Origin of the sequence: Serpentinicella alkaliphila (assembly GCF_018141405.1) — a bacterium.
Taxonomy (GTDB): Bacteria; Bacillota; Clostridia; order Peptostreptococcales; family Natronincolaceae; genus Serpentinicella; species Serpentinicella alkaliphila.
Window position 1 is genome coordinate 586658 of sequence record NZ_CP058648.1, and the last position, 13830, is coordinate 600487.

General features: G+C 32.7%; 16 protein-coding genes and 2 pseudogenes. 5 read left to right on the forward strand and 13 right to left on the reverse strand.

Annotation, left to right across the window (positions count from 1 at the left end; all coding sequences use genetic code 11):
* Positions 1-129: 129 nt before the first annotated feature.
* From HZR23_RS03030 to HZR23_RS03060, 7 genes and pseudogenes are all read right to left on the reverse strand, one after another.
* On the reverse strand, positions 130-912 hold the full coding sequence (locus HZR23_RS03030; RefSeq protein WP_132847976.1) for a DUF554 domain-containing protein: 783 nt from the start codon (positions 910-912) through the stop codon (positions 130-132).
* A 16-nt stretch (positions 913-928) separates the two neighbouring features.
* Entirely contained in the window at positions 929-1807 is an 879-nt protein-coding gene (locus HZR23_RS03035; protein ID WP_132847975.1) for a DNA-3-methyladenine glycosylase family protein, read from the reverse strand.
* A 68-nt stretch (positions 1808-1875) separates the two neighbouring features.
* Entirely contained in the window at positions 1876-2661 is a 786-nt protein-coding gene (locus tag HZR23_RS03040) for a YcdB/YcdC domain-containing protein (RefSeq protein ID WP_132847974.1), read from the reverse strand.
* A 33-nt stretch (positions 2662-2694) separates the two neighbouring features.
* Positions 2695-3159 carry a hypothetical protein gene (locus HZR23_RS03045; protein WP_132847973.1) on the reverse strand — a complete coding sequence of 155 codons (465 nt, stop codon included), beginning with the start codon at positions 3157-3159 and terminating at the stop codon, positions 2695-2697.
* A gap of 423 nt (positions 3160-3582) precedes the next feature.
* On the reverse strand, positions 3583-4068 hold the full coding sequence (locus tag HZR23_RS03050; RefSeq protein ID WP_132847971.1) for a chemotaxis protein CheW: 486 nt from the start codon (positions 4066-4068) through the stop codon (positions 3583-3585).
* Positions 4069-4203: 135 nt separating this feature from the next.
* Positions 4204-4413 (reverse strand): hypothetical protein, encoded by a 210-nt coding sequence (locus HZR23_RS03055; RefSeq protein ID WP_213050207.1) that lies wholly within the window; start codon positions 4411-4413, stop codon positions 4204-4206.
* 4 nt (positions 4414-4417) lie between these two features.
* Positions 4418-5490: pseudogene (locus tag HZR23_RS03060) on the reverse strand (IS91 family transposase); the annotation flags it as partial.
* Positions 5491-5684: 194 nt separating this feature from the next.
* Between HZR23_RS03060 and HZR23_RS16800 the strand changes: the two are divergent.
* The 4 genes from HZR23_RS16800 to HZR23_RS16815 all read left to right on the forward strand — a co-directional run bounded on the left by HZR23_RS16800 (position 5685) and on the right by HZR23_RS16815 (position 7081).
* Positions 5685-6212 (forward strand): hypothetical protein, encoded by a 528-nt coding sequence (locus HZR23_RS16800; RefSeq protein WP_249536733.1) that lies wholly within the window; start codon positions 5685-5687, stop codon positions 6210-6212.
* Positions 6187-6486 carry a hypothetical protein gene (locus HZR23_RS16805; protein ID WP_249536734.1) on the forward strand — a complete coding sequence of 100 codons (300 nt, stop codon included), beginning with the start codon at positions 6187-6189 and terminating at the stop codon, positions 6484-6486. The genes HZR23_RS16800 and HZR23_RS16805 overlap by 26 nt, the downstream gene beginning before the upstream one ends.
* A gap of 11 nt (positions 6487-6497) precedes the next feature.
* Positions 6498-6791: a hypothetical protein gene (locus HZR23_RS16810; protein WP_249536735.1), complete on the forward strand. Its 294-nt coding sequence runs from the start codon at positions 6498-6500 to the stop codon at positions 6789-6791.
* An 83-nt stretch (positions 6792-6874) separates the two neighbouring features.
* Positions 6875-7081, forward strand: coding sequence for a hypothetical protein (locus tag HZR23_RS16815; RefSeq protein WP_249536736.1), 207 nt, complete (start codon positions 6875-6877; stop codon positions 7079-7081).
* Between the two features lie 445 nt (positions 7082-7526).
* On the opposite strand, the pseudogene HZR23_RS03070 reads toward HZR23_RS16815, so the two are convergent.
* The 3 genes and pseudogenes from HZR23_RS03070 to HZR23_RS03080 all read right to left on the reverse strand — a co-directional run.
* Positions 7527-7832 (reverse strand): annotated as a pseudogene (locus HZR23_RS03070) (transposase zinc-binding domain-containing protein); the annotation flags it as partial.
* 109 nt (positions 7833-7941) lie between these two features.
* Positions 7942-9195: a Glu/Leu/Phe/Val family dehydrogenase gene (locus HZR23_RS03075; protein WP_132849595.1), complete on the reverse strand. Its 1254-nt coding sequence runs from the start codon at positions 9193-9195 to the stop codon at positions 7942-7944.
* Positions 9196-9389: 194 nt separating this feature from the next.
* On the reverse strand, positions 9390-10205 hold the full coding sequence (locus HZR23_RS03080) for an Asp23/Gls24 family envelope stress response protein (protein WP_132849594.1): 816 nt from the start codon (positions 10203-10205) through the stop codon (positions 9390-9392).
* Between the two features lie 168 nt (positions 10206-10373).
* On the opposite strand from HZR23_RS03080, the gene HZR23_RS03085 reads away from it, so the two are divergent.
* A complete protein-coding gene (locus HZR23_RS03085; protein WP_132849593.1) occupies positions 10374-10544 on the forward strand; it encodes a DUF362 domain-containing protein in 171 nt (56 codons plus the stop codon).
* A gap of 131 nt (positions 10545-10675) precedes the next feature.
* Here the strand turns inward: HZR23_RS03085 and HZR23_RS03090 are convergent, their stop codons facing one another.
* The 3 genes from HZR23_RS03090 to HZR23_RS03100 all read right to left on the reverse strand — a co-directional run bounded on the left by HZR23_RS03090 (position 10676) and on the right by HZR23_RS03100 (position 13804).
* A complete protein-coding gene (locus HZR23_RS03090; RefSeq protein WP_132849592.1) occupies positions 10676-10846 on the reverse strand; it encodes a DUF362 domain-containing protein in 171 nt (56 codons plus the stop codon).
* Between the two features lie 220 nt (positions 10847-11066).
* Positions 11067-12206, reverse strand: coding sequence for an acyl-CoA dehydrogenase (locus HZR23_RS03095; protein ID WP_132849591.1), 1140 nt, complete (start codon positions 12204-12206; stop codon positions 11067-11069).
* A 458-nt stretch (positions 12207-12664) separates the two neighbouring features.
* Complete coding sequence (locus tag HZR23_RS03100; RefSeq protein WP_132849590.1) at positions 12665-13804, reverse strand: acyl-CoA dehydrogenase; 1140 nt, start codon at positions 13802-13804, stop codon at positions 12665-12667.
* Positions 13805-13830 lie beyond the last annotated feature (26 nt).

A 13830-nucleotide genomic window follows, 5' to 3' on the forward strand; every position in this document is an offset into this window, starting at 1 on the left:
TATATGTTATATAAATTCTTAAATGGTAGCAAATCCGATTATATGCTATTATTGCCAATTATGCGGAAATATTAATCATTATCTAGCTATTTTAAATTATTTTTCTATTTTTCTTTGTTTTTTGCATTTTTACATTAGATTTTTAAAAAACTCACTTATTGTAATAAGAAAAGGCTGAAATATAATAAATACAATAGGTATAAATACCGCCGGAAGCATATTCCCTACTTTTATTCTCTTTATTTCCAATATATTAATTCCAATACCCGCAATTAAAAGTCCCCCGATAGCTGACATTTCTATAATTACACTTTCAACTAAAAGGGACTTAACATATGTTGCTGTTAAGGTAATAAACCCTTGATAAACAAAAACTGCGATTGAAGAAAATACAACTCCAATACCCAATGAGGAAGCAAAGATTACAGAAGATACTCCATCTAATAGAGATTTTGCAAATAGAGTTTCGTGATTCCCTGTTAAACCACTTTCTAAGGAACCGACTATAGCCATAGCCCCAACACAGTAAATAAGGCTCGCCGTAACAAAGCCCTTAGTGATTCTGCCTTCATTTTGCCCGCCATTTTGACCTATTTCCTTACCTATTCTTTTCAAGATTGCTTTATACCAATAACTTATTTTCATTACAGCCCTTTCCATATGACCGCCTATGGAATTTAATCTCTCTTCAATTTTCAAGGCCTCTCCAATAATAATACCAATAACAATACTAAATATTACTAATAGTAGGTTCTGAGTCTTAAAAGCACCCATAAGACCTATTACAGAAACACAAAGCCCAAGGCCTTGCATAATTGTTTCCTTGTAGGTATCAGGTATTCCCTTCCTAAGCAAAATACCCATTAGTCCTCCAATAATAATAGCTAATGAATTAACCACTGTTCCAAGCATAAATAAAAATCCCCCCTTATTTCTCTTTTCCTAGATTTAGTTCCCTAGCGTAGTAGAATAAATATTGCTGAGCATATCCTGCATTCAGACCGAACTTTTCATATGCAAAGTCCTGAATTTTTCGAGGAGTTGTTATCTCTTTAAAATACAAATGCTCTACAATTCTCTTAATCCAAACATCCACTGGAAAAGCATCTCTTTTCCCTAAGGCAAAAACATTTATACAATGGGCAACTTTTGGCCCTACCCCAGAAAACCTTGTTAATTCCTTTAAACTCATTTCCGAATTTAACTCTTTGAATAAGTCTAATGTAGTCCTTTCATTAGAAAAAATTTTAGCAGACTCAATAATATATCCTGCTCTGTAGCCAGTATTACATTCCTTCAAATCCTCTTCCCTTAGCTCTTTCAATATATTAGCATCAGGGAAAGAAAATCTTTTTTGCCCCTTGTATGTTCCAATATACTCTCCATACCTTTCACAAATCATTTCTATACTCTTTTTAATTCTAGGTATATTATTATTTGCTGATATAATAAAGGACACTATAGTCTCCCAAAGTTCTTGATTTAAAATTCTAATTCCACTTCCGAACTCTATTGCTTGTTCTATCATTTCATCCCTATTTATACAGCTCTTTATTTCTCCATAATTTCTACCTAAGTCAAAGTAATTAAACCATATATTTTCAAAATCCTCTTTGTTTGTATCACTAAAAACAAATACGTTATTATCTTTTTTTACATTTAATATTTTTCCAAAGGCTATTCCTGTATAACTCCCATCCTCTTCCTCATTCCATCTGAAGCATTGTCCACATTCAAAGGTATGCTTCAAGTCAAAATGATCTATATTTTCAATAATAGCTTTATTATTGGAAAAGGTTATTTCCATAGGTTTTATCCCCTTTCTGCCATGTAGAAAACCCCTCGGTATTTCCTTTCGGAACCCGGGGGCATGTTTTAAAGTTGCATTTGTTCATAAAGATGATATAGTTGGTGAACTAATACTCCTGTTCTTACATCATAATATAGTATTAATTGTTGATCTTTTTGAGTTGTTCTAAAACTATGAGTTAAGGTTGGCCTAAATCTAGTCCTAAATGATCTAACTAAGGTCAAACCCTCATAGGTTAACACACCCAAATCACTTGGATTTTTTGTAAGAATCTCCTGTTGAGAAAAGTATTGTTCTGTCGAAACAACTTTTGTATTATTATAATCATTTGAGTACTTTAAGATTCTACCAGACTGCGGACACACATTAACAATATATGCATCAGACAAAATTTTTATATTATCCTCTATAGGAATGAATCTGAATGAGTAAAGTGATGTATTATCGTTATCATTTTTTATATAAAGCATTTCCGTTTGAAAATCACCGGTATAATATTTCTTCAGAAAGTTAGTTGCAATGTTTAAGGTTTCATAGCTAGAAAGTAATTTGTTTCCGTCTATTGCTTTTTTATATTCTAAATTTCTAATTGCTCCACTTCTAGCATCAATAGCAACTGTGTACACTAACTCATTTTCCTTTCCTAGGTTAAATTGATAATAGTGTACCCCTTCTTTAACAAATACATTTTTACTATCTACTTTAATATCATAATCCTTTAACTCAGTCAACTGCTCTCCTATACTATTTACAGCTTTTTCAAAGCTTATATATTCAGGATGCTTGTTTGGAATACTACTATGCCTATATAATCTACTCATTTCCTCAAAGTTATTAGCTATTTGCCACAAACCACTATCTGCTGAAAAAGGATTTTTAGAATTTTAAATATTATGATATACCAGTAACAATCGATTCATATTTTCATTGAATCGTTCTAACATTTCGATATCTTCAACCTGTAGCTGGTCTCCATTTACTATATATTGCCTGTTTAAGTGATGAATAATTGTACTTCTAATAGCTTCAATTCCATTTAGCCCTTTTTGAATAGTAGTACTGCTAGTCAATTCTTCAGTTTGGTTTAATTGGTACCACTGCATAAGGGATACAGCTAAGTCCTCAACTGTTCTTTGTAGCCCGAACAACGCCTCTTTTGAGTTTGTATCTATTAATTCTTTTGTGTTTACAATGCTTTGTCTAATATTTCTTTCAACAATTAAAGCAGTATTTTCATTTATCTCAGTTATTTTATTATTAGCGACATTCAATTTTGTATTTAATGATAAATTAAAAGTTATACTAACTACCAATAAGACTGCTAGGAAAAAATAAAAATATTTTTTCATATGTTTGCCTCCTATTTTAGGTACTTACATATAATCATATCACAAAACCCTATTAATTCCAATACAGTATCACTTTAGCCTATTTCCATTATTTTGTTTATTATATATAATTATTTATAAACAAATAGTTAAGGTGGTGTGTGATGTGCAACAAAGAATTAATTGTTTAAAATGCAAATACTATTTTACTACCTGGGATCCCCGCTTTCCAAAGGGCTGTAAATTTTTCAACTTTAAAACAACCAAAATTCCGTCTATAGCTGTTTATGAATCTTCAGGCAAAGAGTGTTTAAATTTCACACCTAAACAACAGACATTTTCTCCTAGATAAAAGGATAATATACATTTTTAATAATAATAGTTATTTACACAAAAATAGTTCACATACTTAAAGTATAGAACTATTTTTAAGATCATTAGATTTTAAATATTTGCTACTTGCTTTACCATTTTCGGACTTATATCATATAGTATTTTTTCAAGTTCTAACAATATAACTAATTTATCCTCTAGTTTAACAATTCCTGAGGCAATACCACTTTCTGCACCATAAAAACTTTCATCTGGCTTCTCAATGCTTCCTGGTGAAAGCCTATGTATCCCTATAACTTCATGTACCTCGAAACCCACTGAAGTACCATTAAAATGAGCTATAATATAAAAACTATCCTTAGTATCGATAACCGGTAGATTTAAATATTTTGGAAGATCTATAGCCGATATAACTGAATCTCTAATTTTAAATATACCTTTTATACACGGATGAGAATTCGGTATCTTTGTAACTTGTAAATAAGGGATTATTTCTCTCACCTTAGACACATTTATTGCAAAATAATTGTCACCAATTTTAAACTCAACTATCTCTATTTCCTCTACTCCGGTCAAATTTTCCTTTACGTACTCCATTAGTAATCCCCCTCATCATATGTTATAACCCTTTTAAAAATAATTATATAGTTGAATTATATCACAAATTTCCATTAGAGAAACTTGTTTAATTTTATTTTTTTCAATAAAAAAATCCCCTGACGGGGACTGTGTTTAAAAAGGAATACACTCATCATCTTCTTCTAGGTATGAGTGTTTTTCTTCTTTTTGTTCACCAAAATAATAAAAATCCTCATTACAATTAGGGCATACCATAATCGGCATACCTTTTCTATTTTTATTTTGTTCTTCGTCGTACTCTTCGTCACAGTAGGTATCCAAATCTGCAAACTCATCCACAATATCTGCGGGAGCCCACTCCAAATACTTACACTTCAAACAATGATATTTGTACAACTTTTCTTTGTAATGGCGCTCTACTAATGGGCTCATATAATATTTCCTCCATATCCCTAGATTCTCTTATATCATATATCACCCCATAGTCTTTATGCCATATTCTCCATAAAATTTTTCAGTGGTACATTTTACACATAAAAGTGGATTTCTTCCGAAATTCTCTATAATCCTCTCTTTCCAGGTCTTTTTCTTTTCAAAACTTTTTCTCTTATCCCTAAGCAATTTTTCTATAGACTTTTCCTTCATAAAATTATATAGATGCACTATATCCTTGGATATCTTATTTCTTCTCCTTGAATACAGTCCATATCTTCTTACTGTCTTGAATCCTTTAGGTACTATATGTTGTGTTATTTTTCCTATAAATTCTAACACATCCATAGTTATCTTTACTTTTTTTCCATCGTTATGATCTTCATACCAAAACGTAACCTTTTCTCCATCATATTCCTCTATTCTATATTCTGCTATAGCTGCTCTAGCAAGATATCTTCCTATGTACTTTACTGCTTGTCTTGTATCATTCAGTTTTCTCTTTGCATTAACATAAAACCCATTTGGATATCTTTTATACATCTCACTTATTAGCTGCCTGGTTTCATAACTATTAAAATATTTCTTAATTATTTCTAGTAGCACCTTCTGCCATGCTTTCTTCAAAAATGGATATGGTATATATTCAACACTCTTCCACCAATTATTATTTCTATCTATTGCTCCCTCTGTTACTAATGCATGTATATGTGGGTTCCATTTCAAATCTCTTCCAAAGGTGTGCACTACAGCTATTATACCTACTTCATAATCACATTTCCTATTATTTTTATACCAATATGAAATTACGTTGTATACTGCATCCTGCAATTCTTTTAATAATTCTCTCCTTGCATAAAAGAAGTTTCTCAGTTCCTTAGGCATTGTAAATACACTATGTCTATGCCCTACCCTTAACATGTTCTGTTGCTGCTTTTCAGCCCATTTTAGTGTATATACTCTTCCGCATTTATTGCAAAACTTGCTTTTACATGTAAATGGTACTTCCTGACTTTAGAAGATATTATGCCCATTAAATTTAATAGGAATCTCTGAGGATTGCTAATGAAGCGGTTTTCAGAGATCTTTTTATTTGTAAAATTTTTATATATTTTGTCCTGTTATTTCCTATTATTTTCTTTCCATTTATACTTAAAAATGGTATAATAGGAATATAAATAATTATTCAGGGGGAACAGGTTATGTACGTTGCAATAACAGGTTCAGGAAAGGCTCGTGTAATTCAATTTAGAGAAGATACTCGCATTCCGGGAACTAATCGCAAGAAAACTCATGTTGTAAAAACTATTGGCAACTATGAACGTATGCTTGCAGAAGATCCAGATATTATTGCAAAATTAAAAGCCGAAGCAGCTGAAATTACTAAGGCAAAGAAAACTTCTACTGCACCTTTAGCTCTTGAAGTACCCGTTATGGATATTTTGTCTCCTACTGATGTTGTTCCTTCCTATAACTTCGGTCATGCACTAATCAACCAACTATGGAGTAATATGGCCCTTGATAACTTCTTTGAAGTTAGTTCTGGAAAGCGCAATGCAAAGACTGTGGCCCAAGCACTTTATTATTTAATTGCTCATCGCTGCGCACACCCATCAAGCATTAATCTAGCGGCTTCAGAGCAAAAACGTTATGCTGGAGTACCAATTCTGGGAAACGATATATTTTATGATGTTTTAGACGTTCTTGCCGACCAAAAAGAAGTGTGGTAGCCCATTTAGCAGACTTTTTCAAAAGAAAACGAACCGAAAAGAGTCTGAAGCTTACTATGATGTAACGACATATTCCTTCGAAAGTACCAAATGGGGCGAACTTAGAATGTTTGGATTTTCAAAAGATCATAAAAATAATGAAGTTCAAGTAGTAATGGGGCTTTTGATGGATAATAACGGCATTCCAATAACATTTGAGCTTTTTCCAGGGAACACAATGGACCAAAATACTTTAGTACAATCTGTTGAAAAACTAAAAAGTTATATGGGTTAGAGAAGATTACCGTGGTAGCAGATAGAGGACTTAATAGTGGAAGTAACTTAGAATACCTTATCAAAGGTGGACAAGACTTTGTAATTAGTTATACTTTGAAACGTTCTAAAGAACGATTCAAAGAAATGGTTTGGGATGAAAGTAACTGGAATAACACTACAGATCCAATGAGTGGTGAAATCATATATCGCAGTAAGGTTGTTAATCAAAATATAGAAGTTAAAGTTCCTCTAAAAGAAGATGAAATTTCAGAAATTGGCAAACGGGGTAGGCCTAAAAATATAGAATTGAAGAAATACCAGTAAAGATTCATCTGACATGGTCGTCTAAACGCGCTAAAAAAGATAACCAAGATAGAGAAAGAATGCTTGAAAAATTAAAAAAGAAATTGGATAAGCCATACCAATTAAAAGCAGCTCTAAGAAGAGGATGTAATCAATATCTTGAAATGGAATTAGATACAGAGGGCTGGAAATTAGATGAAAATAAAATAAATGAAGCATCACGCTATGATGGTTATTATGCAATAATAACAAACAACCTAGAGTTAAGTACAGAAGAAGTAATGAAAATATACGGGGACTTTGGAAAATAGAAGAAAGCTTTCGTATATTAAAGACAGACCTAAGAGCTCGTCCAGTATTCGTGTGGAGTGATAATCATATTAAAGGGCATTTTACAATGTGCTTTCTATGTTTATGTATTTTACGATATATGCAATACCTTTTATCAAGTGAACAAGGTAGGCAGGTGTCAGTGGCTGAAATTATGGAAGCGATAAGAGAACCACTAGTCTTGGTTCAAGGCAAGTTTCCAAAAGTTGTTGTCACACCTACACGAATTTCTCAATCTTATCTTGTCTTAGCTGAGATACTAAAATTATCTACACTAAAAAGTAATATGACATTAACGAAGTTCAGAGCTTGCACAAAACTTGATTTATCAGTAAATCTTAAATAATAGGACAAGTATAAAGCGGTATAAATGTTTATATATTAACGTTTATACCGTTTTATTCGCCTCTAAGTTCTAAACTCAGGACTATGTCTATGCCCTACCCTTAACATGTTCTGTTGCTGCTTTTCAGCCCATTTTAGTGTATATACTCTTCCGCATTTATTGCAAAACTTGCTTTTACATGTAAATGGTACTTTCGTTACACTAAAACAATCCTCACATATATATTCGGCATATCCATTTTTAACATCGCTACAATTTATAGCCTTATTTACTAGATCATCTATATGTTCTCTCATAACCTTAGGAACTCTAGACCAGTATGTGTTTTTAAAGTCCTCATATCTATCTACCAATATCTCTTTAACTGTTATCTTTTTTCTATTCATATCTCAATCATACCATATGTTATCCACAGATTTTTAATTTTATAATTTCCTATAGAATAAAAAAATCACCTACAAAAAATATTAATCGTAGGCGATTTATATATACTTATTAGTACCAACCTCTTAATTTCATAGCTTCAGCAATCCTCTTAATTGACATCATATACGCTGCAGTTCTCATATCTACACCATGTTCTGATTTTAATTGCCAAATTTCTTCAAAGGCCTTTACCATAATTTTTTCTTGTTTTTCTTGAACTTCTTCAAAGGACCATGAATATCTCATTAGGTTTTGTACCCATTCGAAATAGGATACAGTAACTCCACCTGCATTAGCAAGAATATCAGGTACAACTACAATCCCTTTATTATTTAAAATCTGATCAGCTTCAGGCGTTGTTGGTCCATTTGCACCTTCGCTTATAATTTTCGCATTAATATTATGGGCATTCTTTGAAGTTATTTGATTTTCTAAGGCACAAGGCATTAAAATATCAACATCCATAGTTAATACAGCATCCCGTTCAAGTGACTCATGAGCCCCATCATATCCTAATATTTGACCTGTCTTGTTAACAAAGTCTATTAAGCTTTTTACATGGAAACCGCTTTTATTTATAATACAGGATGATGAATCGGATACAGCAACAACCTTTGCTCCCATTTTACTCATATACAAAGCCGCAAAGCTACCTACATTGCCAAAACCTTGAACTGCTACTTTGGCACCCTCAATAGGAATGTTTAGTTTTTTGGCTGCATCTCTTGCCATTATAGCAACACCATAACCCGTTGCCTCAGTTCTTCCTAATGAACCATAAAAGGACACTGGTTTTCCAGTAAATACCCCTGGTTCAAAACGCCCCGTAGCTTTTTCATATTCATCAACCATCCAAGCCATAATTTGAGGGTTTGTATTTACATCTGGAGCCGGAATATCTTTTCTCTCCCCTATTACAGGGGCTATCGCCCTTGCATAGCCCCTAGCAAGCCTTTCAAGTTCTCTTTGAGAAAGCTCCTTCGGGTTAACAGCAATCCCACCTTTACCCCCACCATAAGGAATCCCTACTACTCCGCACTTAAATGTCATCCAAGTTGATAAGGCTTTAACCTCATCCATATGAACATCCTGATGAAATCTTAACCCACCCTTAAAGGGCCCTATGGCATCATTGTGTTGGGACCTATAGCCAATAAAAGTCCTTATACTACCATCGTCCATTTTGACAGGGATTGCTACTTCTACTACTCTCAATGGGTTTTTTAATATTTCATATACCGCTGGTACAGTACCTAGTTTATCACAAGCTACTTTTACTTGTTGTTGAGCTATTTCAAAAGGATTTAAAGTTTTTTCAGACATTTTTAAAACCTCCATTTTAAATATGTATTGTCTAAACTTATTCTTAGCATTAAAATGCTATTTTATTTAAATGAAATATGCTCCTTTCTAACTTCAATATACACCCCAATTAAGTACTTGTAAATAACATAGAAAATATTAATGCGTTTTTTGTAGGCTATAAATTTTTTTGTAATTATGATTGAATTTTTTGACTATAGGTCTACTAAACCTTTTACAAATATATTTACTGCAATTACATTTAGGGAGGTCATCTCTTCAATTTCCTCCTTTACTCTTTCCTGTACAAGCTCTATTATAGGTCTTATAGGGTTTCCATAGACTATATGTGTATCCATTTCTATTATTATACCGACATTAAAGTTTGTTATATAGATGTTTTCAATTTTATAGATGCCAATTATTTTATTAGATGTGTAATGTATAAGCTCCCTAATTACGCGATCAGAAATAGTGTACTTCCCTAGATAGCTAAATGTAGGCCTTACAACAGAATGTTCATCCATTTCCTGTATTTCATCCTTGCTTAAACGTTTGAAAATTCTTAGTGGATTCAAGAAGTAACCAGAGAATTGCTTTTTTATCTCGAATGTTGGAACTGGTATAACATGTTTTCCTTCTTTTTTTCTAACTTTACTTGCAATTTTTATTTCTTCATTTGTAGAAATATCTGCTATATTTACCTTTTTACTAATTTCACCGAGCTTAAGTGCATCCACAATCATTTCAACCATTTTATTAGAAGTGCCTATCACTAAAATAGATTCCGGCTTTTCTCTATCTAAGATTGAAATAACCTTATTTCTATGTTCATTATCCAAAAATAAGGCCCTTCTTACTGCAGCTAGCTTAGTCTTTTCTTTTTTAGCAGATGAACCTCCCAATACTTTGTTTCCACTAATCAAAAGTCCATCATCTATTATATATTCTATTCTTTCTTTATTAGCTAAAGACATAGCCTGATAACTTTTTCCTGTACCACTTGGTCCAACCAATACAACTACTCTCATTTAAAACACCCCTATTAATGGTAAATATTATATATATTGTATCATAATTAGCAATTTAATATATTTTAAACATAAATTTTTAATCTAATGATTATTATCGTTTTATATTGTTATACTAACTAATAAAGTAACAATTTACTTTATATCTTTAAGAGGAGGAAGTAATTTATGTCTTATGTAATAAAAGACACTTGCATTAGTTGTGGTGCTTGTGAGCCAGAATGTCCAGTTGATGTTATTTCAGCAGGAGATAGTATTTATGTAATCGACGAAGATGGTTGTATCGATTGTGGCGCATGTGCTAATGTATGCCCTGTTGACGCACCTGTTCCGAATTAGTTGAAAATAAATGTTGGATAAATTGTCCAACATTTATTTTTTTGCTAATGACAATGCAAGTCTTACACAAAAAAATAAGAAAAGGCATTCATATGAATACCTTTTCTTTTAATAAAATTAATTGTTTTTAATTACGCTTGGTGAATTGCATCAACTGGACAAACGCTTGCGCAAGCTCCACAGTCAATACATCCGTTCTCATCAATCACGTAAATTCCGTCTCCTGGAGCGATTACATCTACTGGACACTCAGGTTGACATGCTCCACAGCTAATACAGGCATCTTTAATAACAAAAGCCATTTATATTTCCCCCTTAATTGTTATGTATTAATTACAATAATTATTATAATCTATTTGCAGTTGAAAATCAAATAAATATTTTAAAAAAATATTAAAGGGCTCAAATCCTTGCCCTTCAATATTTTCCAGTTATAGTATAAAATTCTTATTATTATCAATTGCATTAAAGGTTGTAGAATTCCTTTCTAGACCACACAAACTTTTTCTTCAAATTTTTTTACTATTTAATCACACTACCTGCTATTACCATTTTTTGTACTTCAGACGTACCCTCATATATTTCTGTTATTTTTGCATCTCTCATCATTCTTTCTACCGGATAGTCTGTAGTATATCCATATCCACCGTGTAGTTGAACTGCTTTCGTGGTAACATACATTGCCGTTTCTGCTGCGAACAGTTTAGCCATAGCAGCTAATTTACCATATGGTCTACCTTCATTTTTTGCAGAAGCAGCTTGATATACTAAAAGTCTAGCTGCTTCAATTTGAGTTGCCATATTAGCAATTTCAAATTGAATAGCTTGGAACTTAGAGATAGGTTTGTTGAACTGTTGTCTCTCTTGTACGTATTTAATTGTTTCATCTAATGCCCCTTGAGCAATACCTAAGGCCTGTGCCGCAATTCCTATTCTTCCACCATCTAATGAAGTCATAGCGATTTTAAAGCCTTGTCCCTCTTCACCTAATAGATTTTCTTTTGGTACTTTCATATCCTGAAATACTAATTCTGTAGTACTTGAACCTCTAATTCCCAATTTGTCCTCAATCTTTCCAATTGAGAATCCAGGAAATGATTTTTCAATTATAAATGTACTGATTCCTTTTAAACCCTTTGACTTATCTGTCATAGCTGAAATAATAAAAGTTTCAGCCACACCACCATTAGTTATAAATATCTTTGAACCATTTATAATATAGTGATTACCCTCTAATCTAGCATTAGTCTGTTGTGAAGCTGCATCAGTACCGGCACTTGGCTCAGTTAACGCAAATGCACCTATTTTCCTACCACTTGCCACGTCAGGTAAATACTTATCTATTTGCTCTTTTGTTCCATATGTTAATATTGGCCAACAAACTAAAGAGTTATGAGTTGATATAATACATCCCGTAGTCCCACATACTCTGGATAACTCTTCTATAGCCATAATATAGCTTAAATCATCAAGGGCTGACCCTTCATATTCCTCAGGCATAATTGCACCCATCAAGCCCATTTCAGCTAATTTTTCAACTGTTTCCATTGGAAACCTATGGTTTTTGTCAATTTCAGATGCGATAGGTTTTACTTCTTTTTGAGCAAAGTCTCTTACCATTTTTCTAATTACTTCTTGTTGATCTGTTAAATTAAAATTCATGTACTTTTCCTCCCCTTATTTATATAGTTATTTAAAAGTAACCCAGTATATATAATTAGCATTTAAACTAATAAAAATAAGAGTTGCAATTTGTATGCCAATAATCAATTCATCTAGTCATTTTAAAAATTAGGTAGTTGACAATACTGAATTTTACACATTTTTAAACATTTTTTACTGCTTTACTAATAAGTAATTCAATTAATATTCAAATCAAATAAGTTGCAAACTTGCACCCAAACTAGGACAAACTTTATTTCCAGATTATAAAAGCTTAATATTTCAATAAATTATATGCCCGTTGCATTTAAGCAAACGTTTGCAATAATGCAACAGGCTATTTTATAGTAGATATTCATAGAATATCTATCTGTGTTTTACTAATATTCATCATATAAATACCCCTAAATCTTATTACCATAGTTAGACTCTATAGAGAATCAAATAGGAATAGGACTTTACTTAATTACGCTCCCTGCAATAACCATTCTCTGTACTTCCGAAGTACCTTCATATATTTCGGTAATTTTTGCATCTCTCATCATTCTTTCTACTGGATAATCTGTAGTATAACCATAACCACCGTGAAGTTGAACTGCTTTTGTAGTAACATACATGGCTGTTTCTGCTGCAAAAAGTTTTGCCATAGCAGCTAGTTTACTGTATGGTCTACCCTCTTGTTTTGCCGTAGCAGCCTGATAAGTAAGAAGTCTTGCTGCTTCGATTTGTGTTGCCATATTTGCAATTTCGAATTGTATTGCCTGAAATGATGCTATTGGTTTATTAAACTGTTGTCTTTCAAGAACATATTCTATAGTTTCATCTAAAGCCCCTTGTGCAATTCCAAGGGCTTGAGCTGCTATACCAATTCTTCCACCATCTAGAGTTTGCATAGCTATTTTGAACCCGTCACCCTCTTTACCCAGTAGGTTTTCCTTAGGAATTCTCATATCTTGAAATATTAACTCCGTGGTGGAGGAACCACGAATTCCAAGTTTATCTTCTTTTTTACCAATTGAGAACCCAGGAGTTGTACTTTCTACTATAAAAGCACTTATTCCCTTTAAACCTTTAGTTTTATCTGTCATTGCAAATACTATATAGGTTTCAGCTTTCCCACCATTAGTAATAAACACCTTTGAACCATTTATTATATATTCTTCACCATCTAATACCGCTACACTGCGCTGAGACGCCGCATCTGTACCAGCACTTGCCTCCGTTAAGGCAAAGGCCCCAAGCTTTCTACCCGATGCTAGATCGTGTAAATACTTATCCTTCTGTTCTTTAGTACCAAACTTATATATTGGCCAACAGCATAATGATGTATGGGCCGATACTATTACTCCTGTTGTGGCACACACACGAGACAATTCCTCCACGGATATAATATAACTTAAGTCATCCGTCCCAGCTCCACCATATTCCGTAGGAATAACCATTCCTAAAAATCCTGTTTCAGCAAGTTTTTGAACAGTTTCTTCTGGAAACCTATGATTTTTGTCCACCTCTGCAGCTAGAGGTTTCACCTCATTTAACGAAAAATTTCTAATCAACTCTCGAATTGCTTCTTGCTCCTCAGTTAAATTAAAATTCATAATTTTCCCTCCCTTTAAATTTTAAA